Origin of the sequence: uncultured Reyranella sp., from assembly GCF_945957355.1 — a bacterium.
In the GTDB taxonomy this organism is placed as follows: Bacteria; Pseudomonadota; Alphaproteobacteria; order Reyranellales; family Reyranellaceae; genus Reyranella.
Genome location: NZ_CAMFKM010000013.1, coordinates 58,760 through 83,180 on the forward strand (window position 1 = coordinate 58,760; position 24,421 = coordinate 83,180).

Sequence of the window (24,421 nt, forward strand, 5' to 3'; positions counted from 1 at the left end):
TTTTTGATAAGAGTATTCACAAGTGATTATGTATTCCCATGCGCAGGGATCTCGACATGGCGCTGGTGCGGGCCTTCCTCACCGTCGTCGAAGCGGGTGGCGTCACGCGGGCGGCGGCGGCACTCGGCATAAGCCAGGCGGCGGCCAGCCAGCAGATCAAGCGGCTGGAGGAGGCGCTCGACTGCCGCCTGTTCACGCGCCAGGGACGCGGGCTCGCACTGGCGCCGGCGGGCGAGCGCCTGCTCGAGCAGGCGCGGCGGCTGGTCACGATGAACGACGAGGTCTGGTCGTCGATGCGCGCCCCGCAGTTCGAGGGCGAGGTCCGCTTCGGCGTGCCCTACGACATCATCGGCAGCTTCGTGCCGGCGATCCTGCGGCGCTTCGCCAAGGCGCAGCCGAGGGTCCGGGTCAGCCTCGTCTGCGAGGACTCGCGCGTGATCCGCGAGGAACTGAAGTCGGGCGGCGTCGACCTTGCCATGACGACAGAGACCGAGTGCGGCCGCCACGGCGAGACCCTACGCACCGACCGGCTGGTCTGGGTTGGGGCGGCCGATGGCGATGCCCACCTCAAGGATCCGCTGCCGGTGTCGCTCGGCGCGCCGACCTGCGTCTTCCGTCCCGTCGCAGTCGAGGCGCTCGGCAAGGCGCGGCGCGACTGGCGCGCGGTCTGCGAGGTCAGTCGGCTGGAGCCGGTCTATGCCGTGCTGGAGGCGGGCCTGGCGGTGGCACCACTGCTGCGCTCGTCGGTCCCCGAGCGCTTCGTGATCCTGGGGCGAGAGGCGAAGCTGCCGGCGCTGCCGGAGTTCCGCATCAACCTCTATGCCCCACCGGGTCTCGGTCCCGCCGCGCGCGACCTCGCCGATCACGTGCGGGCAAGTTTTTCCGGACGGTTACGAAACCATAACAATTGATACCAAGCACCCCCTGTGCCGATGCCGCGCCGGCCCGTATCTTCGCGTGCATGGACGGACGCGGTTCGAGACATCGCCGCACCGGCCAGCGAGTTTAGAGGGGGCGTCTGGGGGCCTGGAGAGTGAACAACTCTCCGGGCCCTCTTTTTTGCTGACATGAAACGGTCATGGAGGCGTGTTTGATCCGGGCGTCTCAGAGGAGGATCGGGTGATGTCAGCGACGAGCGAGTCCGTGCTCGACAAGCCGCGCGGCGCGGTGGTGGTGCGGCCGTCGACCGAGAGCGACGTGCCGGCCATGATCGCGATCTACACGCACCACATCACGCGCGGCGTGGGCGAGGTCGATATCGAGCCGACCCAGGCTGACGACATCAAGCGGCGGCGCAAGAACATGCTGCGGCGCCGGCTGCCGCATCTTGCCGCGGAGCGCGACGGCGTGATCGTGGGCTACGCCTATGCGGTGCCGTTCCGCAAGCGTCCGGCCTACCGCTATGCGGTGAAGCACTCGATCTACGTCCACCCCGACCATGTCTCCACCGGGATCGGCCGCCTGCTCCTGCCCGCACTGATCGAAGCCTGCGCCAGCGCGGGCTATCGACAGATGTTCGCCTATGTCGACGCCGACAATGTCGCGTCGCTCAGCCTGCACGAAGCCCACGGCTTTCGCCGCGTCGGCCTGCTGGAGGGCGTCGGCTTCAAGTACGGCAAATGGGCCGATAGCGTGCTGATGCAGCGCGCCATCGGCCCGGGCGCCAGCACGCCGCCGGTCGAGATCGCCTACTCGCGCACCACGTAGGTGTAGAAGCGGACGCGGCCGTCTTTGTCGATCTCGCGATAGATGCCCTGGATCTCGACGTCGAAGCCGGGAAACAGATTGGCGCTCTTCTGGAACATGAGCAGGTAGTCCAGCATCGGCCTGGCCCGCTCGTCGAGTCGCTCACCGGGGACGATGCTGGCGATGCCAGGCGGATAGACCACGAACATGGTGGTGGCGATCCGGCCGGCCGCTTCTTCGATCGGCACGTAGTCGACATTGTTGCGAACCAGCTGACGGACCGCCTCGTGCGGCGGCATCGCGGGCTCGGGCAGGTGCTCGGGCATGAATTGCGCGCGCTGCATCAGGCTGACATTGCTTTCGCGGAAGAAGGCATGCATCTCGGCACAGAGATCGCGCAGGCGCAGGCCGGCATAGCGGGCCGGCCGGCGGCGGACGAATTCGCCGATCACGTCTTCCAGCCGCGCATTGTCGTCGTGCAGCCGCTTGAAGATCACGAGCGCGCTGAGCAGCGTGCCCGCTTTGCTCGATTCGACGCCGGGCGTCATCAGGAAGAGCAGCGAGTTGAGGTCGTTCTTCTCCGGGACAATCTGGTTCTCGCGCAGATACTGCGCCACCACGGGGGCGGGGATGCCATGGCCGGCATAGCCGCCGGTCTCGCGGTCGAAGCCAGGCGTCAGCACGATCAGTTTGTTGGGATCGGTGATCGCGTAGCCCGGCGCCACGTGCTTGAAGCCGTGCCAGCGCCGCTCCGGCGCCAGCTCCCAGTAGCGCGCATGGGTCGCCAGATCGTCGGTTGGAACTTCCTCCCAGAGCTGCTCGCGGCCGCCCACCATGACGCGGTTGGGGATGAAAGGCTCGAAGAACCAGCGTCGCGCAGGGTCGCGCTCCTTGTCCTCGAACTCGCGGCGAATGGCGCGCATCTTCTTGCGGATCTCGATGCCGAGCCGGATCGTGTCGTCCCACAGCACCTCACCCGAACGCCCCTTCATCATCTGCGCGCCGACGTCGAGCGACGCGAAGATCGGATAGAAGGGCGAGGTCGAGGCGTGCAGCATGAAAAATTCATTGAAGCGGCGATGCTCGATGCGCCGGCGCTGCCCCTTGATGTGGCGATCGCGGATATGGATCTGCGAGGCCTGGCTGAAGCTCGCCAGCTGCTTGTGCGCGGACTGCGTGGCGATGATGCCGGGACTGTCGGGGCCGAGATTGGTCAGTCCCATGGCGAAGCGGCCGGCATAGAGCGGGTGGAACTTCATGAAGCCCGCCCAAGCCTCGTCGAACAGGATGTAGTCGCAGAGATGGCCGATCTTCTCGACGATCAGGCGCGCGTCGTTGATCGTGCCGTCATAGGTGCACTGCTCGATGACCGCCACACGGAACGGCCGTTCGCGCTTCCAGGCTTCCTTGTCCTGGACCAGCGGATTGGTGCGGATCTTTTCGCGGATGGCTTTCTCGTCGAGCGCCTCGTGGAAGATCGGCCCGATCAGCCCGTGCGCGTTGCGGTCGGTCTCGAGATAGATCGGGATGCCGTTGCCGAGGAAGAGCGCGCCATGATGCGCTGCCTTGTGGTTGTTGCGGTCGAACAGCACCAGGTCGCCTTCCGCGACCAGCGCCTGCAGCACGATCTTGTTGGACGACGAGGTGCCGTTCAGCACGAAATAGGTCTTCTCCGCGCCGAAGATGGCAGCGGCTTCCTTCTGCGCCTTCAGCGCCGGGCCTTCGTGGACCAGCAGGTCGCCGAGGTCGAGCACTGAATTGTCGAGGTCGTCTCGGAACACCGCCTCGCCGAGATGCTCGACGAAGATCCGGCCGATCGGGCTCCTGTTGTAGAAGATGCCGCCGTTGTGCCCGGGGCAGGTCCAGAGCTGGTTGCCTTCCTCGGCGTAGTCGACCAGTTCGCCGAAGAACGGCGTCTTCAGCGTCTCGGCATACTGCTTCAGCCGGCTCACCAGGTTCTTGGCGATGAACTCCGGCGTCTCCTCGGAGAGGAAGATGTAGCCGTCGATATAGTCCATCACCTCGACGGGGATGTCCTGCAGGCGCTTGCGGCGCACCAGGATCACGATCGGCATTTCGAGGCCACGCCGCCGCATCATGTTGATCATCGCGGCGGCCTTGCCGTCGAGGCCCTTCTTGCCCCAGTCCACCACCATGCAGCCGATGGCGGCATCGGTTTGTACGACCATCTCGGCATCTTCGATGCGGCGGGCCCGCACGACCTGGAAGCCCATCTTCTCGATGGAGACCGTGATCTCGCCGAGCCGGTGGCCTTCGAGATCGTCGGCGTCGAAGGCCGGAGCGCAGACGAGGAACGTGAAACGCCTGAAGAAATCCATCAGTAGACCGCCGGGACATAGAGTTCGGGAGCGACCGGCATGCGCGCGTAGTCGGGCTTGTGTTCGCGCTTGGGCAGGACGATCGGTTGGTGTTCGACATCCTTATAGGGCACTTGCTGGAGCAGGTGGTGGATGCAGTTGAGGCGCGCGCGGCGCTTGTTGTTGCCTTCGACCACCCACCAGCGTGCCTCGGGAATATGCGTCCGGGCCAGCATCTCCTCCTTGGCCTTGGTGTACTCCTCCCAGCGCCGCCGGGATTCGAGGTCCATGGGGGAGAGCTTCCACTGCTTCATCGGGTCGTGGATGCGCATCAGGAAGCGCATGTTCTGCTCCTCGTCAGTGATCGAGAACCAGTATTTGAGCAGAATGATGCCGGACCGCACGAGCATGCGCTCGAACTCGGGGACGGTCTCGAAGAAGTCCCGGACGTCGCTTTCGGTGCAGAAGCCCATGACCCGCTCGACGCCGGCACGATTGTACCAGCTGCGGTCGAAAAGCACGATCTCGCCGCCCGCCGGCAGATGGGAGATGTAACGCTGGAAATACCACTGGGTGCGCTCGCGCTCGGACGGTGCCGACAGGGCGACGGTGCGGCAGACGCGCGGGTTCAGCCGCTGGGTGACGCGCTTGATCACGCCTCCCTTGCCGGCGGCGTCGCGCCCCTCGAACAGGACCACGACCTTGAGCTTGCGGGCGACTACCCAGTCCTGGAGCTTGATCAGCTCGCGCTGCAGCCGCAGGAGCTCCGTGAAGTAGAACTTGCGGTCGATCCCTTCGCTCTGCGGCAGGTCGCCGTCGCCATGCTCGGGCAGGCGGGCCAGCATTTCGTCGCCCAGTTCGAGTTCGAGATCCTCGTCGATACTGTCGGCCAGCTCCCGGCGGACGCGGTCCTCCAGCGCCTTTCGGTCCCCTTCGCTCTGCATGCCCACGCCCTCCTCACCGGCCAGAATGGCCGGGAAAGTGAGGGGCGCATATGACAATTTGACGACAGCCTGGCTACGTCGCGAAGAGCACTGTCAGGGCCGCGGCAGCAGGCTTTTTTCCTGCATCTCGGCGAAGCATTTCCGGAACATCGCCTCGGTGTCCATCACCTCGGTGAAGCCGGCCTGCATCAGCTTGATGGTCGAGACGATCGCCGCCGGTCCGGGCTCGGTACGGCCGTAGCCCATCGTGTAGTCGGCATATTCGAACGACAGGCCGACGAAATCCCGGAGCGTGCCGGATTTCAGCCCATGTGCGGCGCGGATCTCCGCCCATTCGTCCTCGTGCGGCCGGATCTCGCGGTCGAGCGCCAGCGGCACGTGGTCGCCCGGCTCGAAGCCCAACGCATCGGCGATGGCGGGCCAGACATTGGGCCACACGAAGACGTCGCCGTTGGTGACGTTGAAGATCTCGTTGCGCGCCGCCTCCGCTTCGCCTGACCAGGCGATGGCGCGCGCCAGGAGGTCGGCGTCGACCGCCTGCGCCACGCGGCCGACGCCGCCCGGATAGTCGAGCCGGGTCTTGCCGGCCTGCCGCATGAAGGCGGCATAGACACCCAGCGCTGGAATGACGTTCATGGCGCTGCCGACCGAATCGCCCACGATCAGGACGGGCCGCAGGATCGACCAGCTCCAGCCCTTGCCCTGCTGGCGCTCGCGCAGGAAGCGCTCCTGGTTCCAGTAGAAGTTCGGCTGCTCGTGCATCTCCGAACGGTTCTCGCGCGCCGGCACGACGAGCGGTCGGACATGCACGCCATAGGCCTTGGTGCCCTGCAGCAATGCGACGTGCTGCAAGCCCGGCGCTGCGCGTTCGAGCGGCGCCATCAGGTTGCGCAGCATCCGGTCGTTTGTGCGGATCTGCTCCTCTTCCTGCCACCCCGCGACGAGGCCCGGGCGTTCGTACAGGGCGGCATAGACGAGGTGGGTGACGCCGGCGAATTCCGGCGCCACTGCCTCGCAGGCCGCTGCGTCGGTGAGATCGAGCGGCAACCAGCGCGCTCCGTGGGTCTCCTCCGGCCGGCGGCGCGAGACGGCGAGCACCTCGCGGCCCTCGACGGCAGCGAAGTGCTTCATGGCGGCATGGCCGACCAGGCCGGTGGCCCCGGCGACCAGGATCTTCTTCGAAGGCATCGTCACTCCCGGGTGCAGGGTGACGAAGCTACTCCACCTTTGCGCCCGATGCCTTGATCACCGGCGCGAGCTTCTTCTCCTCGGCGGCGCGATAGGCGGCGGTCTCGGTCGGCGTCATCCAGATCTGGGTGGCGCCCTGCTTGTCGAAGGCGGCTTTCACGCTGGGCTTCTGCAGCGCCTGCTTGGTCAGGGCGGAGAGCTTCTCGACCATTGCCGGTGGCACGCCGGCCGGTGCGCAGACACCGCCCCACGAGGTGATCTCGAAGCCGGGCAGGAATTCCGCGAAGGTCGGCTTGTCGGGCACCGCCGGGTGGCGCTCCTTCGAGGTCACCGCGAAACCTTTCACCTTGCCGCCCTTCATCAGGCCGAGAGGGCCGGGAATGTTGTCGAACATCATGTCGACCTGGCCCGCCAGGATGTCCTGGTGGGCGGGGGCGCTGCCCTTGTAGGGCACATGCAGAAGATTCACTCCGGCCATCTGCTTGAACATCTCGCCGGTGAGATGCGGGCTGGTGCCGGCGCCCGACGAAGCGAAAGAGAACTTGCCCGGATTGGCTTTCGCAAGTGCGATCAGCTCGGGGATCGTGTTGGCCGGGAAGTCGAGCCGCGTCATCAGCATGTTGGGCACCGACCACAGCATCGCAATGCCGGTGAAGTCCTTGCCCGCGTCGAACGGCAGCTTGGCGTATAGCGTGGGCGCGATCGCGTGCGCGGCGATCGTGTATAGGCCGATCGTGTAGCCGTCCGGGGCCGACTTGGCGATGAAGTCTGCGCCGATATTGCCGCCGGAGCCGGCGCGGTTCTCGATGATGAACTGCTGGCCTGTCAGCTCGGAGAGTTCCTGGCAGACGATTCGCGACAGCGTGTCGGTCGGGCCACCGGCGGGAAACACCACGACGTACTTTACCGGCCGGTTGGGCCAGTCACTCTCGGCGCGGGCGACGCCGGAGGCAATCATCGGTGCGGCGAGTGCGCCGCCGGAGAGAATGAGCGCGCGCCGGCGCGGAAGCATGACTTTGGTCATCTTGAACGTAGCCTCCTGTGCTTTCTTTGATTAGGAGGCAGTCTAGCGGAGTTGTTCCGCTGTTCAACATCTCTGCTGCGGCAGTCAGTCCGTGACGATGACCGTGTAGGAAGTCGTCTCGCCTTCGGGCACGACGATGTCGACCTGCATACCCCTGGACGTCGGCCTGGCGCGATGCCGTTGCGGATTGGCGAGCTTGGCGGAAACGGGGACCAGTGCAATGCCCCATCCTTCGCTGCGCTTCAACAGCGCCAGCGGCAGCTTCGCTCCGGCCTCGATGCTGTAGAGACCCGGCCGCATCTCCCGCACAACGAAGGCGCCCCGTCTGTCGGTGATGGTCTCGACGATGACGCGGCCGTCAGTCTTGCTTCGGATGAGGACGTCGACGCCGGTGACCGGCTCGTTGGCCGCACTTGCGCCGCCAATGGGCAGAAAGGGGAGCACCATCGACGCCAGAAGCGTCCAAATCATCCGCACCCTGTTCGTTCTCCCTGCACCGCGCCGGTGCCGGCGCCCGCTCGCATGATGAACGCTAGTGCAATCATTCTCCACGTGCATTTCATTCTCGATTGATTTGCAGGGCGGTGGCCGCCACGGTGACGGCCGCAACAGGAGTTCATCAGATGAAGCTGGATTTCACGGGCAAGAAGGCGATCGTTTGCGGCGGCAGCCGCGGCATCGGCAAGGCCATCGCGATGGGTTTCGCGGCCTGCGGCGGAGATGTTTCGATCTGCGCGCGTGACGCCACGACTCTCGAGGAGACCCGCGCGGAACTCGCGAAGCACGGCCACAAGACCCATGCTGCCAGCGCCGACCTTGCCCAGGGCGATGCAGTGCGCGGCTATGTCCGCGAGGCGATCGGGGCGCTGGGGGGTGTCGACCTCCTGATCAACAACGCCTCGGCCTTTGGGTCCTCGGACGACGACAAGGGCTGGACCAGCAACCTCGCGGTCGACATGCTCTCGATCGTGCATGCGACGCAGGAGGCCCTGCCGGAACTGAAGAAGTCGCAGGGCAACGTGGTCAACATCTCCTCGATCTCCGCACTCCATCCGGCGGCCCGCCAGCCCCCGTACGGCGCCATCAAGGCGGCGGTGATCCACTACACGGTCACCCAGGCGGCGATGTACGCCAAGGATCGCATCCGCGTGAACTGCATCGCGCCTGGTTCCATCGAGTTTCCCGGCGGCGTCTGGGACAAGCGCAAGACCGACAATCCCGCCCTGTACAACGGTACGCTGGCCTCGATCCCGTTCGGCCGCATGGGCCATGCCGAGGAAGTCGCGAACGTCGCGCTGTTCCTCGCCTCGCCGTTCGCCTCCTGGGTGACCGGCCAGACAATCGCCGTTGCCGGCGGGCAGGGGCTCTAGAGCCCATGTCCAGGACCAACCGCGCCCATGTCCTGCTTTGGACCGACTCCCCGACGGCCTATCTCGACGCGATCCAGGCGGCGGGCCTTGCCGAGCGCGTCGCCGTCGACACGCTACCACGCAAGGAGAAGCCCTCGGTCGAGCAGCTCGCCCGGACCGAAGCGATGATGGCGGGGGCGGTGCCGGCAGGCCTGCTGCCCGCCATGCCGAAGCTGCGCTGGGTGCAGGCGATGAGCGCCGGCGTCGACAACTGGCTGGCGCTGCCCGACCTGCCAGAGGGCCTCACGCTGACCTGCGCGCGCGGCACGCACACCGAGTCGATGCCGGAGAACATCATCGGCGCGCTGTTCCATGTCGCGAAGCCCTACGCGCAGGTTGCCGAGCACCAGAAGCAGAGCAAGTGGGTCCACACGGTGGCCCAGCCCCTGACGGGCAAGACGCTCGGTATCCTGGGCCTGGGCGCCATCGGCCAGGAGGTGGCGCGCATAGCCGTGGCGCTGGGCATGCACGTGATCGGTACCAAGCGGCGTCCGACACGCATCCCGAACGTGGCCGAGGTGCTGGCGCCGGAGCAGACCGACGAGGTGTTGGCGCAGTCGGACTTTGTCCTGCTGCTGCTGCCGGCAACGCCGGAGACCGAGAACTTCATCGACGCAAGGCGGCTGGCGAAAATGAAGCCTTCCGCGTGGCTGCTGAACTTCGGCCGCGGCCAGATCGTCCACGATGCCGATCTCATGGCCGCCACGCGGGAAAAGAAGATCGCCGGCGCCCTGCTCGACGTCTTCCGGCAGGAGCCGCTGCCGGCCGACAATCCGTTCTGGACGGCCCCGGGCATCGTCGTGCTGCCGCATATCGGCGGACCGCACCCGCAGCGTGACCGCTTCGTGTCCCGCCTGTTCGTCGAGAACCTGAAGCGTTTCCTCGACGAAGAGCCGCTCAAGGAAGTGGTCGACCGCGCTGCAGGTTACTGATCGACCTGGGGTTACTTCAGGCCGTAGATCTCGAACTGGTCGGCGACCTCGGGATCGAGCGTCAGTGCGGCGGCTTTGTCGCCCTCGCCCTCGCGTGTCTCGCCGACCATGATGCGCGCGATTCCGCGTCCGTAGAGTGCCAGCGGGCGGTTGGGATCGACGTCGAGCGCGTCGTTGTATTCCTTCATCGCGAGGCGGGGATCGTCCAGCTTCAGGTAGATGAAGCCGCGCGTTATGCGCACGTCGATATTGAGTGGCATCAGCTTCTGCGCGGTGTCGCAGTCCCGCACGCCGGCAGCCAGATCCTTGCCGGTGATGGCGCGGATGAGGCAACGGTTGTTGTACGCGAGCCCCATGCCGGGCTCGAGCTTGATGGCGGCGTCGTAGTCGGCCAGCGCCTTGTCGTACTGGTGCTTGGCGAAGTACGCGTAACCCCGATTGTAGTAGGCGACCGGATTGTCGGCATCCGCCTTGATCGACTCGTCGAGATCGGCGATCGCCTGATCGTACTTGCCTTCCTGCGAAAGCAGGGCGGCGCGATTGGCCAGTGCCTGCGGATAGCGCGGGGCGTATTTCAGCGCCGTCTGATAGTCCTGCATGGCGAGCTGCTTCTGGCCGCGCCGGTTGTTGGCGAGCCCGCGTATCACATAGGCCTGGGCATTGTCGGGGGCGAGCTGAACGGCGCGGTCGAGGTCGGCGAGCGCTCGGCCATTGTCGCCCAGCTGGCTGTAGGCATTGCCGCGGGCGATCAGGGCGTCGACATTTTCCGGCTGCAACGCCAGTACCTTGTCGAAATCCTCGACGGCGCGATTGTAGGAGCGCTTGCGGGTCGCCAGCAGCACGCCACGGCCCAGAAACGCGAGCGAGTTTCCCGGGTCGACGCGGATCGCGTCACTATAGTCGGAGAGGGCCCGGTCGGTCTCACCCATTGCATGCAGCGACGTGGCGCGCCGGTAGAGGTTCAGTGAATCGGGATTCCGAGGGTCGATGGCGCCGTCATAGTGCTTCAGTGCCTCCGAGTAATCCTCTGCCGCCAGCACCCTGTCGCCCAGCGCAGTTCGTGCAATGCCACGCGTCAGCCGGGCGAGCGCGATCTGGTCGGGTTTGAGCTGGCGGGTCTGCAAGGCCTTCGAGCAGGCGGCCGCTCGCCTGTCCGCGTCCTTGACCGTGGGCCAGGCGCCGCGCACGCACTCGTCGTAGAGCTCGTCCACCGACGGGCCGGGCGGCACCGGTGCGGCCACCTGCCGGTCGCGCGCAGTGGGCGGCGGAAAGAGGTAGTAGGCGAAGCCGTAGATGCCGGCTCCACCGGCCATGAACGCCGCGGCGGTAATCAGGAGTTTGGTCGAAAGGCGCATAGGCGAAAGGGCTCGATCTGAGAACGTCTCAAGTCGGGCACCTTGTACCAGAAGGTTGCAGCTCTGTCGTACGTAAGACAGCGAAAGGCCTGCTCCTGCCGAGCGGACCCCGTGTCATCCTGAACTCGAAGACCAGCGTGTCGTACCGGTGGTGCCCCCCGGGCCCATGGCCGAGGCGCCGCCGCCGGCGCTGCCGCCTGCGCTTCCACCGCTCTGGGCCATCGCAGAGCAGCCTGTCGAAGCGATCGGTGCGGCGATCTCAACTATCCAGAAACCGTCTCGTTTCGGTCACTGCATCGGCCAGCCCGATGCGTTCGACGGTCACCCCTTGCGGGAAGGCGCTGAGGAGGCGTGTCGGCAAACGCGAGTCGAGCATCACGAAGACACCGCGATCGTCGGCCTGACGGATCAATCGTCCATAGGCCTGCTTCAGTCGCAGCCGCGCCAGCATGTCGTCGTAGCCGTTGGCCCCCGCACCGGCCGCCTTCCAGTGCGCCTTGCGCGCGCGGTGGAGAATGTCGGGGCGCGGCCAGGGTACGCGGTCGAAGACGATCAGCCGCAGCGAGCGGCCCGGCACATCGACGCCGTCGCGCACGGCGTCGGTGCCGAGCAGGCAGGAATGCTCTTCGGCGCGGAAGATGTCGACCAGGGTCGCGGCGTCCATGCCGCCGACATGCTGGGCGTAGAGCGGCAGGCCCGCTTCCTCCAGCGTCGGCGCGATGCGCTGGTGCACGGCGCGCAGCCGGCCGATCGCGGTGAAGAGGCCGAGCGCGCCGCCGCCCGCCGCGAGGAACAGCTCGCGATAGGCCGCCGCAACCTGATCGGGATCGTCGCGCTTCACGTCCTTGACGATCAGCACCCTCGTCGCGTTCGCGTAGTTGAACGGCGATGCCATGGCGGCGCGCATGGCTGGCGCGGCGAGGTGCCGGGTGCCGGTGCGTGCCTCGGCGACCATCCAGTCGGCCTGGGCGGCGACGTCCTCGTCATTGGCTGCCTGCGGGACGCCGAGCGAATCGCGCAAGGTGGCAGATGTAATGACTGCGCCGTGTGCCGGCCGGATCACCGCATTCACGAACGGCTCGGCCGGATCGAGATAGTGGCGGTACATGCCGACGTCGTACTCGCGCTGCTGAACGCGCTCGACGCCGAACCAGTCGACGAAGGCGGGGTCGGCGTTGTTGTGGAGGCCGCGCAGCATGGCGCGCCAGGACTCCAGCGTCAGCTCGCAGCGATTGGTGAGCGACCGAGCCACGCCTTCGAGACGCGCACGCTGGCTGGAATCGAGTTTGTCGGCCTCGCCCTCCAGCTTGGCACGCAGCGCCTGGCGCAGACGCCGTACTGGCTGGAGCATCTTCTCCAGCGCCTCGGCGAGCTGGTCGGCCGCCTCGATCAGGCCTGGATTGAGCGGCCGCACCTCACATTCCTGGCCGAAGCCCTGGTCGTCCCCGGCCGAGCGCGCGCGCACCTGCTGGCGGACAAGTGCCAGGAACTCCTCGGTAGGGCCGAGAACCGTCCCGTCGGCCAGGCGTGTCTGCCAGTTGGGCGAGGGGAGCTGTTGCGCGAGGTCGAGCAGGCGGCGCAGGGCGTTCTGCGCCTCGACGTCTTCGCCGAGGAGATCGCTCAACCGGCGCTCCAGTCCGCGGGCGCGGCTGCCGCGGCGTCCCTCTGCTCCGAGCAGCCAGCGGCGGAGATCCGAGGCCTCGACGCCGCTCAGATGCGCGCCGAACGCGCCGTCGGCGGCATCGAACAGGTGATGGCCCTCGTCGAACACGTAGCGAAGCGGCCGCGTGCCGTCGTCGAGCCCGCCCATCGCCGCCTGGATCATCACCAGCGCATGGTTGGCGATGACGATGTCGGCCTGCCGTGCGCGGCGGATCGTGCGTTCAACGAAGCACTTCCGGTAGTGCTCGCACGCCGAGTAGATGCACTCGCCGCGCCGGTCGGCGAGTCGCTGGATGCGGCTGCGTCCCACCAGGTCGAGCAGCCAGGCCGGCAGGTCGCCGCCGATCATGTCGCCGTCGCGGCTGGCCAGCGCCCAGCGCGCCAGCAGGCCGAGGCCGACCCCGTTCTCCGGCACCAGTCCGGTGCGCATAACCGCTTCCTGGAAGTTCAGCAGGCAGAGGTAGTTTTCGCGGCCCTTGCGAATGACGACGCGTCGCCGCTTTTCCGACGGGTCGCGGTGCAGCCTGTCGAGCTCGGTGTCGATCTGGCGCTGCAGGTTGCGCGTGTAGGTCGAAATCCATACCGGCGCGCCGTTCTTCTCGGCCCACAGGCTGGCGGGCGCGACATACCCCAGGGTCTTGCCGACGCCGGTGCCGGCCTCGACGAGAACGACATGGGGTTTGCCTTCCTCCTCGCGGGGCGCGAAGGCCTCGCTGGCGGCCGAGGCATAGTCGCTCTGGGTCGGCCGCGCCTCGGCCAGGTTGGCGCCGGCGGAAACGAGATGGGCGAGCCGCAATCGCGCTTCGCGCGGTTCGACCGGCTGGCTGCCCGGAGGCGGCGCGGGCGGTGGCTCCTCCCAGACGGGCAGGCTCTTCCAGATGTCGAGGCCAGCGCCCGGACGTGCTTTCTTGCCCCCCTGGTCGATGCCGAGGGCGGCCAGCACGGCGTCGCCCCAGGCCCATTGCCCGCGCGCCATGGCGAGCGCCGTTTCCTTCATCTCGGACGAGGCGAGCGCCGCCATGTCGTCGAGCTCGTCGATCAGCACGCGCGCGACCTCGGGCAAGGCGGCAACTTCCTCCTCCGGTGTCGCTGGCAGTGGAAGGTCGAGCGCCTCACACAGGCCGCGCACCGTCGGCAGGCAGAAACGCGCCGGCCGCACGAATGCGAAGAGTTCGAGCAGGTCGTGTGCCGGGATATCCTCGAGGCCGAGCCGCGCCGCGACCGCAGGCGCGTGGCAGACCAGCGGCAGGCTGCCGGCAGCGCGAAGGTTCGCGTTGGCGCCCGAGAGACGCTCCAGCGTTCCGTCGGGCGCCCGCCAGAGCGCGCCGCGGGCGGTCGCGACCAAGGCTGGCCAGGAGGAAGTCGCTGGAATAGTCACCGGCGGGTGAATAGCACAGGCCAAATGGCCGATGCAGCGACTGTCGGTTGCGCCTAAAGTCACGCGCCATGAAAGCACCGCCCGTCGTCAGGAAGACCACCGCCGTCTTCCACCAGTCCGGCGCCCTCCCCGTGGGCAAGGGCAAGATCACCGGCATCATCGCGCTCACCCTCGGCGGTCTTGCCGTGCTGGCGGTGCTCGCCTTCCATTTTCCGGAATATTTGACCACGCCGGACCTGCGCAAGAAGTACGATGTCGGCCTGCTGCGGCAGGTGCTGCTGGTCGGCATGGTGATCGCGGGCGGCATGGCGATCGCCAACCTGGTCCAGCGTCGCAATCGCTGGCTGAACGGTACGGCGCTGGCCCTGATCGCGCTGGCCGCCGCGATGGGCGGGCATCGTGTTCCGGTCGCCGACTTCCCCGACAACACGCCCTATATCGGCCTCGACTGGTTCATCCTCGACCTGCTGGGTTCGAGCATGATCTTCATCCTGATCGAGAAGCTGGTGCCGCTGCATCGCGACCAGCCGGTGTTCCGGCCAGGGTGGCAGACCGATTTCACACATTTCATCGTGAATCACCTTCTGGTCGGACTGGCGCTGTTGATCGTGAACTTCGCCATTCATCGCCTGTTCGGCTGGCTGGTCTGGGACCCGCTGCAGAAATGGGTCGGCGGCCTGCCGTTCTTCGCCGCGCTCTTCCTCGTGCTGCTCGTCGCCGACCTGGTGCAGTACTGGACGCACCGCGCCTATCACGAGATTCCGTTCCTTTGGCGATTCCACGCCGTGCATCACAGTGCCGAGTACATGGACTGGATGGCGGGTTCACGCCTCCATCTCTTCGAGCTGCTGATGACGCGCGTGTCGATCCTCGGCGTGCTCTACGTGCTGGGCTTCAGCCAGGCCGTCACCGATGTCTATATCGTGATCGTGGGCTTCCAGGCGGTGTTCAACCACGCCAACGTCCGGCTGCCGGCGATCTTCGGCAGGGCGCCGCTCAAGTGGCTGATCGTGACGCCGGACTTCCATCACTGGCATCACAGTTCCGAGCGCGAGGCGATCGATCGCAACTACGCCGCCCACTTCGCCTTTATCGACTATATCTTCGGCACCGCAGTGAAATCCGATCGCCGTTTCCCCGGCAAATACGGCGTGCTGGGCGACTACATGCCGGACGGCTTCGTGCGTCAGCAACTCTTCCCCTTCACCTGGAAGGGCTGAGCGCGCGACGCCTTGCGTCGGCCGCCAGCGACAGGACGGCGGCCAATGCCAGCGCGGCGACGGCGGTCAGCAGCGGCATCGCGAGGCTCCCGGTGGCGTCGTAGACGTAGCCGGCGAAGGCCGGCCCCAGGATTTGGCCGATGCTAAACGAGACCGTCATCAGTGCGATCCGTCCGCGTGGATCGCTGCCGCTCGAACGCGTGGCGACAAGGCCGAGTGCCGTCAGGCTTACGAAGGTGCCGCCCACGAAGGTCGCCGAGATGACGATGCTGGCTGGATGCAGCCATAGCGCACTGGCCGCGACGCCCGTCGCCTCGACGATACAGGCGACGGCGTAGATGCGAAGAACGCCCCAGCGCCGGCCAAGGGCGGTCCACAGTGCCACCGAGGGGACGGCGCAGAGACCGAACAGCAGCCATACGTAGGGTTCGAGAGGCGCGATTGACGAAGTCCCTCGCACCATGTCGACGATGAAGGTAGCGGTGATCACGTAGCCGAAGCCGAACAGGCCGTAGGCGAGGAGAAGGGCCACGAAGTCCGCCGATAGCTGCAGGTCGGCACGAGTGCGCATGGCCTGTAAGGTCCTGTCGTCAGGCGTCACTAGCCACACGACGGCGAGGCTGGCCGCCGCGGCGACGGCACCGCTTGCGAACCAGAGCGTGGTCCAGGCGGCACCGGCCTGGAGCAGCAGCGCCACGATCGAGGCGGACACGGCGATGCCGGTGCCTACGCCTGCGAAATGAACGGCGGAAAGCCCGCTGTTCCCTGTCGAGGCCAGCCGGTCGATCACCAGCGCCGAACTGAAGACCAGGGCGAAGGCACTTGCCACGCCCGCCGCGAACCGCAGGCCGAGAAAGGCGGGCATCGCCGTGGCGAGGCCCATGCCAAAAAGGCAAATTGCCGTAATCGCGAGCGAACCCAGAAGCCACGAGCGCCGCGTTCCGGGAAGCCGTACCGTCGCCAGGATCGCGCCCGCGAGGTAGCCGAGGAAATTCGCCGAGGCGATCAGCCCCGCCTGCGACTTGCTGAGGGACAGGGCCTCGACCTTCGGCGGCAGGATGGGCGTATAGACGAACCGTCCGACCCCCATGGCCGCGGCCATCGCCAGGAGGCCGCCGATCGAGAGTGAGAGGGCGCGTTTATTCATTGCAGGCGCGGCACTTTGGGCCGCTGCCGCAATTGACGCAAATGGCCCCCGCACCTAGTTTCCCCGGTCCATGTCCCAGATCGATCGTACTATTGCCGAGGCCGCGCGCGCGTGGCCGTTTGAAGAAGCCCGCAAGCTCGTCGCCCGCATCGGCGGCAAAGCGCCGGCGAAAGGCTATGTGCTGTTCGAGACCGGCTATGGCCCGTCGGGCCTGCCGCATATCGGCACCTTCGGCGAGGTCGTGCGTACGACGATGGTGCGCCAGGCCTTCCGCCGCCTGTCCGACGTGCCGGCGCGCCTGTTCTGCTTCTCCGACGACTTGGACGGCCTGCGCAAGGTGCCGGACAACGTGCCCAACAAGGAGATGCTGGCGGCCCATCTCGGCAAGCCGCTGACATCGGTGCCCGATCCCTTCAGCAACGAGCATCCGAGTTTTGGCGCGGCAAACAACGCACGGCTGCGCGCCTTTCTCGATTCGTTCGGCTTCGAGTACGAGTTCCAGTCGGCGACCGACTGGTACAAGTCCGGCCGCTTCGACGCGATGCTGCTCGCCATGCTGCGCCATTACGACGAGGTCCAGGCGGTCATGCTGCCGACCCTGGGCGAGGAGCGGCGCGCGACCTATTCGATCTTCCTGCCGATCTCGCCCAAGACGGGCCGCGTGCTGCAGGTGCCGGTGGTCAAGACCGACGCCGATGCGGGCACCATCGTCTATCGCGACGAGGACGGTTCGTTGGTCGAGACGCCGGTCACCGGCGGCAACGTCAAGCTGCAGTGGAAGGCCGACTGGGCCGGCCGCTGGTTCGCGCTCGACGTCGACTACGAGATGTACGGCAAGGACCTGATCCCTTCGGCCGAACTGTCTGCCAAGATCGTGCGTATCCTGGGCGGCAAGCCGCCTGAGGGCTTCAACTACGAACTCTTCCTCGACGAGGAAGGCAAGAAAATCTCAAAGTCCAAGGGCAACGGCTTGTCGGTCGAGGAGTGGCTGCGTTACGCCTCGCCCGAATCGCTGGCGCTCTACATGCACCAGCAGCCGCGACGCGCGAAGCGGCTGCACTTCGACGTGATCCCGCGCGCCATCGACGACTATCTCTCGCTGGTTGAGAAGCTGCCGAAGGAAGAGCCGGCGCGGGCGCTGGAGAATCCGGCCTGGCACATCCACGACGGCACGGCGCCTGCCAACTCCGCAGCCGGGGTCACTTTCGGCATGCTGCTGAACCTCGCCGGTGTCGCCAACACCGAGGACAAGGAAGTTCTCTGGCAGTATCTGCGCCGCTACGTGCCGGGTGCCACGCCGGAGAATGCGCCCTATCTCGACCGGCTGCTCGCAGGAGCCGTCGCCTACTACCAGGACTTCGTGAAGTCCTCGAAGAAGTTTCGCCTGCCAACCGACCGCGAACGGCCGGCGCTGCAGGACCTGCTGGAGACGCTGCGCAAGTGTCCCGAGGATGCGACGGCCGAGGTAATCCAGGACGAGGTGTACGAGGCGGGCAAGCGCCACTTCGCCAAGGAAGAGCTGCGGCAGTGGTTCAAGACGCTCTACGAGGTGCTGCTCGGCAGCGAGCAGGGGCCGCGCATGGGCGCCTTCATCAAGCTCTATGGCCGCGACAATGTCGTGAAGCTGATCGAACGCGCGCTGGCCGGCGAGGATCTGGGCAAGGCAGCGTAGGGACCAGCGACATGCATGACGGGGTCGTCTTCGATTATCTCAATCCTGACGTGCCGGCGGGCCTCCGCCTGCTCGACGTTCCCCTGATCCGCGCCAACCGCGACACGATCAAGGGCTACGGCGAGATCGTGCGCGATCCGAAGAAGCAGAAGATCGAGATCGTGCCCTGGCCGCTCAGCGGTTCGCGCAAGCTCGATGCCGGCACCGGCATCGAGGGCGGCACGACTGAAGGCATCTTCACCTGCGAATGGCGCGGCAACGAGCTGATCGGTCGCAACGAGGCGGTCGGTGGCCACTATGTCATCGGCTTTCGCGACCTGCCGGAGACGGTGCGGCCCGGCGTGAAGCTGAGCAAGGGGCGCGTGCTCCTGTGGCACTGCAACTATCACCCCGACGGCGGGCAGCTGTTCTGGCCGCTCGACGGCAAGCCCTTCGTCGTGCCGGCCGCCCTGCCGGGCGACGATCTCCAGCCCGAGTCCTTCAAGGCCTTTTGGTCGGACGGCAGCGTCGGCATCTACATCCATCCCGGCATCTGGCACGAGGGCGTGTTCCCGGTGAACGAGACCGGCCGCTTCTTCGACAAGCAGGGCAAGGTGCATGCGCGCGTGAGCTGCGACCTCGCGCGCGAGTTCGGCGTTCTGCTCAACGTGCCCCTGCCGCCGGGCTGAAGCCTGCGGCCGCCCGGAAGACCCGCGACAGGGCGGCGATGGCTTCGGGCCGCCCGATCGCGGTCTCGTCCTGGGCCATGATCTCCCAGACGGCTCCTTCGACGGCGGCGAGTGCCACGGCGAGTTGCGCCGCGTCGGCCGTTCCTGCACCGGCCGCCGCGAGTTTGGCCTGAAGGGCAGGCACAAACCGTCGCGCCTCCTCGATGATGGCCTGGCGCCCCTGCACCTCGGGCAGGGCATCGCGCAGCGCCAAGGAGACGTCGAGTCCCCTGCGCTTCTCGATCACGAAGGCTGAGATGGCTCCTTCGATGGCCTCCTCCGGCGTTGTCGCGTGCGACAGATCGGCGGCGATGACGGCTTCCAGGTAGGTACGGGTGCGTTGGCGCACGATCTCGACGGCGATCGCGTTGCGGTTCGGGAAGTACTGGTAGAGGGAGCCGACCGAGACGCCGGCCAGCGTCGCGACACGAGTCGTGGTGCAGGCCGCCCATCCGTCGCGCCTCAGAATGCGAATGGTCGCCTCGACGATGGCATCCACCGTCACGGCAGAGCGGGCCTGCAGGGGCTTCTTGCGGGGTTTCAGGGCGATCGGCATGGCGTGCCTCCGATGCGAATGGACGGTCAGCAACCTGGTTTCCATTTTCAATGGACCTCAGCCGGAGTCAAAGAATGACCGTCCTCCATCTTGTCACGGGCGGCACCTCGGGGATCGGCCTCGAACTGGTGCGTCTGCTTCTCGCCGACCCTGCGACCCGGGTCATCGTCGGTGCGCGCCGGCCCGCCGCGGCGGGCGCGCTGCGCGCCGTCGCCGATGGCGAGCGTCTCGACATCCTGCCGCTCGACCTCGCCTCGCTTGCCTCGACGATCGCCTTCGCCGATGAAGTCGTGGCCCGTCTTGCCGGCAAACGTCTCGCCTCGTTGGCCGCGAATGCCGGGATCCAGAGCGTGGGGGGCAAGCGCATGACGGTCGACGGGTACGAGGAGACCCTGCAGGCGAACTGGCTCGCGCATGCGCTCCTGATCGAACGCCTGCTGCCGGTCCTCGCGGCCGGTGCGCCGGTCGTCTTCACCGCGAGCGGCACGCACGATCCGGCCAACGGGGCCGCGCGCCTGTTCGGATTCAGGGGCGGCGTCTATCCGGGGATCGACCGGGTGGCGCGGGGCGACCTCGACGCCCGCGCGTCCGAGAAGCAGCTGGGTCTGGATCGGTACGCCACGTCCAAGCTCGTCGCGATCCTGCACGTCTATGCCCGCGCCCGCAGCATGCCGGAAGGCGGTCCGCGCTGGTTCGCCTACGATCCCGGCCTGATGCCGGGTACGGGGTTGGCGCGCGACCGCTCTGCGATGGAGCGCTGGGCTTGGTCGACGATCCTGCCGGTGGTGGCGCGGGCGATTCCAGGCGCGAGCACGCCGCGCCGGTCGGCCGCGACCTATGCTCGGTTGCTCACCGGCCGCCTGTTCCCGCAGGAGACCGGTGTGCATCTCGACTTCTCCGGACTGAGGACGGAAAGCTCGGCCGATTCGAAGCGCCGGGACTGGCAGGACGAGGTCGCGGCCTTCGCAGGCGCGATCTCTCAGGCTTGGCGTCCGGCCGTCGCGGAGATGGCTTCGAGATAGGCGACGATCATCCGCACGATCTCGTCTTCGAAGGCGCGGCTGGCGAGAAAGGGTTGCTCCTCCAGCACCGCGGCACGGACGACACCCATGAGAGCCCGCGACACGACGAATGCCTGTTCGCGGGTAAGGGGACCGACCAGCGGGTTCGGGCCGCGCCCGACGGTCTCGCCCGCCCGGGCGACGAAGGCGGCGACGGGCGCCATCAGCTCGATTCCGCTTCCCTGCGCCAGCAGCGCCTGGACCACCGCCTTGCGCGCGCGCTGCCGGCCGCGGAAGGCATGGACGATCGCCCGCACCATCGCCCGCACGCGGCCCTCGAGCGAGGGATCGCCCTCGCCCTGCAACGCCCGTGCGACCTCGCGCAGTGCAGTCTCCATCTCGCCGCGGGCCAGTGCTACCAGCAGCGCGTTCTTGTCGGAAAAGTACTGATAGAGCGTGCCGATGCTGACGCCGGCCCGTTCCGCGACGGCGTTGGTGGTAAAGGCGGCCAGTCCGCCTTTTTCGAGAATCTGAGCCGCGGCTTCGACGATCGACGCGACGGTCTGTGCCGCGCGCGCCTGTCGCGGCGATCTCCGTTTCTTTTCAGCGACTTGGCGGCGTGCGGCCATGGCGGCACCGGAGGCGGGAAGGCGAGTAACGGAATATGAGCATCACTCATATATTCAACGGCGGCAAGTCACATGGAGGCTTTCGTGCAGTCCCTCGCCATTCTCTATCTCGTCATCCTGCCTCTGGTGCTCCTGGCAGCCCTGGGCGAAGGCATCTGGCAGTCGCGCACGCGTGCCGAGGCCTACGACTGGAAGTCCTGGGCCTGTTCGCTGGCCGATCTCGCCGGCCGCCGTCTGTTGGCATTCATTCCCTACACGCTCGCCGCGCCGTGGCTGGTCTGGGTGTACGAGCATCGGCTCTTCACCCAGTCGCTCGACAACGTCTGGTCCGTGCTGCTGCTCTTCGTCGGTCTCGAGTTCTTCTACTACTGGTTCCATCGCGCCAGCCACACGGTGCGCTGGTTCTGGTCGTCGCATTCGGTCCATCACTCGCCGAACCAGTTCAACTTCGCGATGGCGTATCGGCTGGGATGGATCGGCCGCTTCACCGGCACTTCGCTCTTCTTCGCGCCGCTGGTGCTGCTGGGCTTCACGCCTGAGACTGTGCTGACGGCGCTGTTCCTGAACCTGCTCTACCAGTTCTGGATCCATGCCGACTGGATCCCGAAGCTCGGTTGGCTGGAACATGTTTTCAATACGCCGTCCGCGCATCGCGTTCACCACGCCCGCAATCCGGAGTATCTCGATGCCAATTTCGGCGGCGTCCTGATCGTCTTCGACAGGTTGTTCGGCACCTATGTTCCGGAGCGCGAGGACCTGCCGTGCGACTTCGGCCTGGTGTCGCCCAAGGTCTCGTCGCGCAATCCGATCGTGCTGAACTTCGGTCCGTGGGTGGGCCTCGCGAAGGACCTCGCCTCGGCGCGCTCGGCACGGGAGGTCTGGATGTACCTGTTCGGTCCTCCTGGCTGGCGCGCCACGGGAAAGGGCCTCACCTCGGCCGAGCTGCGCAAGGCCCATCTGCTGCAAACTCAGGAAGCCATGACTTAATCTCCCTTGAGCCGTCCAACCCCGGTCGACAGATTGGACGGCGAAGGAGAAACGCCATGGCCAGGGACAAGGTTTGCGTCGTGATCGGTGCGGGCGATGCGACGGGCGGCGCGATCGCCCGCCGTTTCGCGCGCGAGGGCTACACCGCCGTCGTGACGCGCCGCAGCGCCGACAAGCTGCAGTCGCTGGTGGCGCGCATCGTCGAAGAGGGTGGCAGGGTCCACCCGTTCGGCTCCGATGCCCGCGACGAGATGCAGGTCGAGGCGCTGTTCCGCGAGATCGAGACCGAGATCGGTGAGATCGAGGTCTTCGTCTTCAACATCGGCGGCAACGTGCGCTTCGACATTCGCGACACCACCCCGAGGGTCTATCGCAAGGTCTGGGAGATGACGGCCTACGCCGGCTTCCTGACGGCGCGCGAAGCGGCCAAGGTCATGGTCCCGCGCGGCCGGGGCACCATGCTCTTCACCGGTGCCACCGCCTCGATCCGCGGCGGTCGCGGATTCTCGGCCTTCGCGGGCGGCAAGCATGCGGTGCGGGCACTGGCTCAATCGATGGCGCGTGAATTGGGCCCCCAGAACATCCATGTCGCGCATGTCATCGTCGACGGCGCCATCGACACAGAATGGATCAAAGCCAACTTCCCGGATCGCTACAATGCCGGCCCCGACGCCATCCTCGATCCCGACGACATCGCCGAGACCTATTGGCAGCTCCACCGCCAGAAGCGCAGCGCCTGGACCTTCGAGATGGATCTGAGGCCGTGGAAGGAGACCTGGTGACTAGGCCGCCGCCGCCCGCAGCTTGAGCAGCGCGAGCATCATGTCGATGGTCGGTGTCTGGACCCCCGCCAGTTCGCTGAGGTCGGCGATCGAATCGGCGAGCGCATCGATTTCGAGGGGCTTGCCGGCCTGGAGGTCGGTCAGCATCGACATCTTGTGGTCGCCCAGCCCGATCGTGAACGCGATGCGCTTCTCCATCGGCGTCGCCATGGTCGCTCCGAATCTGGCCGCGACGGCCTCGGCCTCGGTCATCATGCGGCGCGCGATGGCGAGGGCCCCGGCGCTGCGGCCGATCCCGCCATTGTCGGCGAGCGTGAGCACCGCGATCGGGTTCCAGGTCAGGCTGTTGATCATCTTGCTCCAGATCTCGGCGCGGATGTCGGCCTTCACCGGCGCGTCGAGTCCGGCTTCAATCATGGCGGCGCTGAGCGCGGTGACGCGCGCCGAGCTCGAGCCGTCGGGCTCGCCCAGCGGCAGGTAGCAGACCTCGTTCTCGAGATGCGCCACGCCGGGCGCAGGGACGACGCCGCCGGCCCAATAGGCGCAACCCAGCGCCCGCTCCGGGCCGAACATCGACCATTGCCGGCCATCGGGATCCATGCGCTTCAGCCGGCTGCCCTCGAACGGGCCGGTCAGCTTATGGAAGAACCAGTAGGGCGCGCCGGTGGTCGGCGGAACCAGCGCCGTCTGCGGCCCGAGCAACGGCATCACCTTGTCGAGCACGGCGAGATACTGGTGCGTCTTCAGGGTGATGAAGACGACGTCCTGCGGGCCCAGTTCGGCGGCATCGTCCGTCGCATTCACCTTCACGGTGAAATCCCCGTGCGAGGAAATCAGCCGAAGGCCGTTCCGTCGGATGGCATCGAGATGGGCGCCGCGTGCGACCAGGCTCACTTCGACGCCTTTCACGCGCGCGAGATGGGCGCCGATGATCCCGCCGATTGAGCCGGCGCCGTAGAGGCAGATCTTCATGGCTGCCAGCCTAGATGCTTCACGGTCGATGCGGAACCGGCGTTCCGCGCGGTCGTTGTGTCGCGAATCCCAAGGACGAGGAGGGGCATGCGATGACCGCGCAGACCGTCGATACCAGCAAGCTCTGGGACATGATCAAGAATATCCGGTTCGGCATGCTGACCATCCAGGGCACCGAGGGCCAGCTCTATTCGCGGCCAATGACGACCCAGAACGGCGAGGCTGATCGCGGCGGAGTTATCTGGTTCTTCATGTCGCGATCTGGTCAGCCGTTGGCCGATCTCAGCGCGTCACCGGACGTAAATGTGGTCTACGCCGATCCGGGCGCCGATATGTATGTCTCGGTGACTGGCACCGCCCGCCTCGTCGAGGACCCGGTCAAGAAGCAGGAACTGTGGAGCACGGTGGCCAAGACCTGGTTCCCGGGCGGTGTCGACGATCCGGACCTTGCCCTGGTCGCAGTCCTGGTCGCCGAGGCGGAATACTGGGATGTGAAGGCCAACAGAGGCGTTCAGATACTGAAGCTCGCCAAGGCTGCGTTGATCGGCGATCAGCCGACCAACCTGGCCGAGCGCCGCCGCGTCCGCGTGCGCTGACGCGGCGGTGCGGTTGCCTCAGCGGCGCGGCGTCGTCGCTGCACCCACGCCGGCACCCACGGCTCCGCCCACCAGCGCGCCGGGCAGCAGGCCGATCGGGGTGAGAGCGCCGATCAGGGCACCGGTGCCCGCACCGATGCCGCCGCCCGTCACAGCCCGTTGGCCCCACGTGTCGCCACAGGCGGCGAGGGTGAGAGCCAGAAGGGAAATGCCGACGACCTTCATCATGTGCTCAACTCCGTTGCGTACCCGAAAA

The 24,421-nt window shown here is 66.7% G+C and carries 23 protein-coding genes; 11 read left to right on the forward strand and 12 right to left on the reverse strand.

Going from position 1 to position 24,421, the window contains the following annotated elements; all coding sequences use genetic code 11:
• Positions 1-38 precede the first annotated feature (38 nt).
• Both Q0Q48_RS20280 and Q0Q48_RS20285 read left to right on the forward strand, forming a co-directional pair.
• Positions 39-911 (forward strand): LysR family transcriptional regulator, encoded by an 873-nt coding sequence (locus Q0Q48_RS20280; protein ID WP_295141689.1) that lies wholly within the window; start codon positions 39-41, stop codon positions 909-911.
• Between the two features lie 211 nt (positions 912-1,122).
• Positions 1,123-1,707: a GNAT family N-acetyltransferase gene (locus tag Q0Q48_RS20285; protein WP_295141691.1), complete on the forward strand. Its 585-nt coding sequence runs from the start codon at positions 1,123-1,125 to the stop codon at positions 1,705-1,707.
• On the opposite strand, the gene Q0Q48_RS20290 is transcribed toward Q0Q48_RS20285, so the two are convergent.
• The 5 genes from Q0Q48_RS20290 to Q0Q48_RS20310 form a co-directional block, all read right to left on the reverse strand.
• Complete coding sequence (locus Q0Q48_RS20290; RefSeq protein ID WP_295141694.1) at positions 1,689-4,025, reverse strand: Orn/Lys/Arg decarboxylase N-terminal domain-containing protein; 2,337 nt, start codon at positions 4,023-4,025, stop codon at positions 1,689-1,691. The genes Q0Q48_RS20285 and Q0Q48_RS20290 overlap by 19 nt on opposite strands.
• A complete protein-coding gene (gene ppk2, locus Q0Q48_RS20295; RefSeq protein ID WP_295141698.1) occupies positions 4,025-4,948 on the reverse strand; it encodes a polyphosphate kinase 2 in 924 nt (307 codons plus the stop codon). The genes Q0Q48_RS20290 and ppk2 overlap by 1 nt, the downstream gene beginning before the upstream one ends.
• Before the next feature lie 93 nt (positions 4,949-5,041).
• Positions 5,042-6,136 carry an SDR family oxidoreductase gene (locus Q0Q48_RS20300; protein WP_295141701.1) on the reverse strand — a complete coding sequence of 365 codons (1,095 nt, stop codon included), beginning with the start codon at positions 6,134-6,136 and terminating at the stop codon, positions 5,042-5,044.
• 28 nt (positions 6,137-6,164) lie between these two features.
• Complete coding sequence (locus Q0Q48_RS20305) at positions 6,165-7,160, reverse strand: tripartite tricarboxylate transporter substrate binding protein (protein WP_295141703.1); 996 nt, start codon at positions 7,158-7,160, stop codon at positions 6,165-6,167.
• 84 nt (positions 7,161-7,244) lie between these two features.
• The gene (locus Q0Q48_RS20310; protein WP_295141706.1) at positions 7,245-7,631 is read right to left on the reverse strand and encodes a carboxypeptidase-like regulatory domain-containing protein; all 387 of its coding nucleotides are present in this window, start codon (positions 7,629-7,631) and stop codon (positions 7,245-7,247) included.
• A 152-nt stretch (positions 7,632-7,783) separates the two neighbouring features.
• Here Q0Q48_RS20310 and Q0Q48_RS20315 point away from each other — a divergent pair, with 152 nt between their 5' ends.
• Both Q0Q48_RS20315 and Q0Q48_RS20320 read left to right on the forward strand, forming a co-directional pair.
• Positions 7,784-8,530 carry an SDR family NAD(P)-dependent oxidoreductase gene (locus tag Q0Q48_RS20315; protein ID WP_295141709.1) on the forward strand — a complete coding sequence of 249 codons (747 nt, stop codon included), beginning with the start codon at positions 7,784-7,786 and terminating at the stop codon, positions 8,528-8,530.
• Between the two features lie 5 nt (positions 8,531-8,535).
• On the forward strand, positions 8,536-9,501 hold the full coding sequence (locus tag Q0Q48_RS20320; protein WP_295141712.1) for a D-2-hydroxyacid dehydrogenase: 966 nt from the start codon (positions 8,536-8,538) through the stop codon (positions 9,499-9,501).
• An 11-nt stretch (positions 9,502-9,512) separates the two neighbouring features.
• Here Q0Q48_RS20320 and Q0Q48_RS20325 read toward each other — a convergent pair whose 3' ends face one another.
• Both Q0Q48_RS20325 and Q0Q48_RS20330 read right to left on the reverse strand, forming a co-directional pair.
• Positions 9,513-10,856 (reverse strand): tetratricopeptide repeat protein, encoded by a 1,344-nt coding sequence (locus tag Q0Q48_RS20325; protein WP_295141715.1) that lies wholly within the window; start codon positions 10,854-10,856, stop codon positions 9,513-9,515.
• Positions 10,857-11,115: 259 nt separating this feature from the next.
• Complete coding sequence (locus tag Q0Q48_RS20330) at positions 11,116-13,863, reverse strand: ATP-dependent DNA helicase (RefSeq protein WP_295141718.1); 2,748 nt, start codon at positions 13,861-13,863, stop codon at positions 11,116-11,118.
• Positions 13,864-13,964: 101 nt separating this feature from the next.
• Here Q0Q48_RS20330 and Q0Q48_RS20335 point away from each other — a divergent pair, with 101 nt between their 5' ends.
• Positions 13,965-15,116: a sterol desaturase family protein gene (locus Q0Q48_RS20335; protein ID WP_295141721.1), complete on the forward strand. Its 1,152-nt coding sequence runs from the start codon at positions 13,965-13,967 to the stop codon at positions 15,114-15,116.
• On the opposite strand, the gene Q0Q48_RS20340 is transcribed toward Q0Q48_RS20335, so the two are convergent.
• Positions 15,100-16,263: a YbfB/YjiJ family MFS transporter gene (locus tag Q0Q48_RS20340; RefSeq protein ID WP_295141724.1), complete on the reverse strand. Its 1,164-nt coding sequence runs from the start codon at positions 16,261-16,263 to the stop codon at positions 15,100-15,102. The two genes, Q0Q48_RS20335 and Q0Q48_RS20340, sit on opposite strands and share 17 nt — an antisense overlap.
• A gap of 70 nt (positions 16,264-16,333) precedes the next feature.
• Between Q0Q48_RS20340 and Q0Q48_RS20345 the strand changes: the two genes are divergently transcribed.
• Both Q0Q48_RS20345 and Q0Q48_RS20350 read left to right on the forward strand, forming a co-directional pair.
• On the forward strand, positions 16,334-17,935 hold the full coding sequence (locus Q0Q48_RS20345; protein ID WP_295141727.1) for a lysine--tRNA ligase: 1,602 nt from the start codon (positions 16,334-16,336) through the stop codon (positions 17,933-17,935).
• Positions 17,936-17,946: 11 nt separating this feature from the next.
• A complete protein-coding gene (locus Q0Q48_RS20350) occupies positions 17,947-18,603 on the forward strand; it encodes an ureidoglycolate lyase (protein ID WP_295141730.1) in 657 nt (218 codons plus the stop codon).
• Here Q0Q48_RS20350 and Q0Q48_RS20355 read toward each other — a convergent pair.
• Positions 18,578-19,198: a TetR/AcrR family transcriptional regulator gene (locus Q0Q48_RS20355; protein ID WP_295141733.1), complete on the reverse strand. Its 621-nt coding sequence runs from the start codon at positions 19,196-19,198 to the stop codon at positions 18,578-18,580. The genes Q0Q48_RS20350 and Q0Q48_RS20355 overlap by 26 nt on opposite strands.
• Positions 19,199-19,272: 74 nt before the next feature.
• Here Q0Q48_RS20355 and Q0Q48_RS20360 point away from each other — a divergent pair, with 74 nt between their 5' ends.
• Complete coding sequence (locus Q0Q48_RS20360) at positions 19,273-20,220, forward strand: SDR family NAD(P)-dependent oxidoreductase (RefSeq protein WP_295141735.1); 948 nt, start codon at positions 19,273-19,275, stop codon at positions 20,218-20,220.
• Here the strand turns inward: Q0Q48_RS20360 and Q0Q48_RS20365 are convergent.
• Positions 20,178-20,828 carry a TetR/AcrR family transcriptional regulator gene (locus tag Q0Q48_RS20365; protein WP_295141738.1) on the reverse strand — a complete coding sequence of 217 codons (651 nt, stop codon included), beginning with the start codon at positions 20,826-20,828 and terminating at the stop codon, positions 20,178-20,180. The two genes, Q0Q48_RS20360 and Q0Q48_RS20365, sit on opposite strands and share 43 nt — an antisense overlap.
• Before the next feature lie 84 nt (positions 20,829-20,912).
• Here Q0Q48_RS20365 and Q0Q48_RS20370 point away from each other — a divergent pair, with 84 nt between their 5' ends.
• Complete coding sequence (locus Q0Q48_RS20370; protein WP_295141741.1) at positions 20,913-21,815, forward strand: sterol desaturase family protein; 903 nt, start codon at positions 20,913-20,915, stop codon at positions 21,813-21,815.
• Between the two features lie 56 nt (positions 21,816-21,871).
• Positions 21,872-22,597 (forward strand): SDR family oxidoreductase, encoded by a 726-nt coding sequence (locus Q0Q48_RS20375; RefSeq protein ID WP_295141743.1) that lies wholly within the window; start codon positions 21,872-21,874, stop codon positions 22,595-22,597.
• Here the strand turns inward: Q0Q48_RS20375 and Q0Q48_RS20380 are convergent, their stop codons facing one another.
• Positions 22,598-23,569 (reverse strand): 2-dehydropantoate 2-reductase, encoded by a 972-nt coding sequence (locus tag Q0Q48_RS20380; protein ID WP_295141746.1) that lies wholly within the window; start codon positions 23,567-23,569, stop codon positions 22,598-22,600.
• 92 nt (positions 23,570-23,661) lie between these two features.
• On the opposite strand from Q0Q48_RS20380, the gene Q0Q48_RS20385 reads away from it, so the two are divergent.
• A complete protein-coding gene (locus Q0Q48_RS20385; RefSeq protein WP_295141749.1) occupies positions 23,662-24,165 on the forward strand; it encodes a pyridoxamine 5'-phosphate oxidase family protein in 504 nt (167 codons plus the stop codon).
• 18 nt (positions 24,166-24,183) lie between these two features.
• On the opposite strand, the gene Q0Q48_RS20390 is transcribed toward Q0Q48_RS20385, so the two are convergent.
• Positions 24,184-24,393 carry a bacteriocin gene (locus tag Q0Q48_RS20390; RefSeq protein ID WP_295141753.1) on the reverse strand — a complete coding sequence of 70 codons (210 nt, stop codon included), beginning with the start codon at positions 24,391-24,393 and terminating at the stop codon, positions 24,184-24,186.
• Between the last annotated feature and the right edge of the window lie 28 nt (positions 24,394-24,421).

Bases quoted from the DNA above. Each gene is read 5' to 3' on its own strand.
- Q0Q48_RS20280 (WP_295141689.1), top strand. From the start codon at position 39: ATGCGCAGGGATCTCGACATGGCGCTGGTGCGGGCCTTCCTCACCGTC.
- Q0Q48_RS20285 (WP_295141691.1), top strand. From the start codon at position 1,123: ATGTCAGCGACGAGCGAGTCCGTGCTCGACAAGCCGCGCGGCGCGGTG.
- Q0Q48_RS20290 (WP_295141694.1), bottom strand. From the start codon at position 4,025: ATGGATTTCTTCAGGCGTTTCACGTTCCTCGTCTGCGCTCCGGCCTTC.
- ppk2 (WP_295141698.1), bottom strand. From the start codon at position 4,948: ATGCAGAGCGAAGGGGACCGAAAGGCGCTGGAGGACCGCGTCCGCCGG.
- Q0Q48_RS20300 (WP_295141701.1), bottom strand. From the start codon at position 6,136: ATGCCTTCGAAGAAGATCCTGGTCGCCGGGGCCACCGGCCTGGTCGGC.
- Q0Q48_RS20305 (WP_295141703.1), bottom strand. From the start codon at position 7,160: ATGACCAAAGTCATGCTTCCGCGCCGGCGCGCGCTCATTCTCTCCGGC.
- Q0Q48_RS20310 (WP_295141706.1), bottom strand. From the start codon at position 7,631: ATGATTTGGACGCTTCTGGCGTCGATGGTGCTCCCCTTTCTGCCCATT.
- Q0Q48_RS20315 (WP_295141709.1), top strand. From the start codon at position 7,784: ATGAAGCTGGATTTCACGGGCAAGAAGGCGATCGTTTGCGGCGGCAGC.
- Q0Q48_RS20320 (WP_295141712.1), top strand. From the start codon at position 8,536: ATGTCCAGGACCAACCGCGCCCATGTCCTGCTTTGGACCGACTCCCCG.
- Q0Q48_RS20325 (WP_295141715.1), bottom strand. From the start codon at position 10,856: ATGCGCCTTTCGACCAAACTCCTGATTACCGCCGCGGCGTTCATGGCC.
- Q0Q48_RS20335 (WP_295141721.1), top strand. From the start codon at position 13,965: ATGAAAGCACCGCCCGTCGTCAGGAAGACCACCGCCGTCTTCCACCAG.
- Q0Q48_RS20340 (WP_295141724.1), bottom strand. From the start codon at position 16,263: ATGAATAAACGCGCCCTCTCACTCTCGATCGGCGGCCTCCTGGCGATG.
- Q0Q48_RS20345 (WP_295141727.1), top strand. From the start codon at position 16,334: ATGTCCCAGATCGATCGTACTATTGCCGAGGCCGCGCGCGCGTGGCCG.
- Q0Q48_RS20350 (WP_295141730.1), top strand. From the start codon at position 17,947: ATGCATGACGGGGTCGTCTTCGATTATCTCAATCCTGACGTGCCGGCG.
- Q0Q48_RS20355 (WP_295141733.1), bottom strand. From the start codon at position 19,198: ATGCCGATCGCCCTGAAACCCCGCAAGAAGCCCCTGCAGGCCCGCTCT.
- Q0Q48_RS20360 (WP_295141735.1), top strand. From the start codon at position 19,273: ATGACCGTCCTCCATCTTGTCACGGGCGGCACCTCGGGGATCGGCCTC.
- Q0Q48_RS20365 (WP_295141738.1), bottom strand. From the start codon at position 20,828: ATGGCCGCACGCCGCCAAGTCGCTGAAAAGAAACGGAGATCGCCGCGA.
- Q0Q48_RS20375 (WP_295141743.1), top strand. From the start codon at position 21,872: ATGGCCAGGGACAAGGTTTGCGTCGTGATCGGTGCGGGCGATGCGACG.
- Q0Q48_RS20380 (WP_295141746.1), bottom strand. From the start codon at position 23,569: ATGAAGATCTGCCTCTACGGCGCCGGCTCAATCGGCGGGATCATCGGC.
- Q0Q48_RS20385 (WP_295141749.1), top strand. From the start codon at position 23,662: ATGACCGCGCAGACCGTCGATACCAGCAAGCTCTGGGACATGATCAAG.
- Q0Q48_RS20390 (WP_295141753.1), bottom strand. From the start codon at position 24,393: ATGATGAAGGTCGTCGGCATTTCCCTTCTGGCTCTCACCCTCGCCGCC.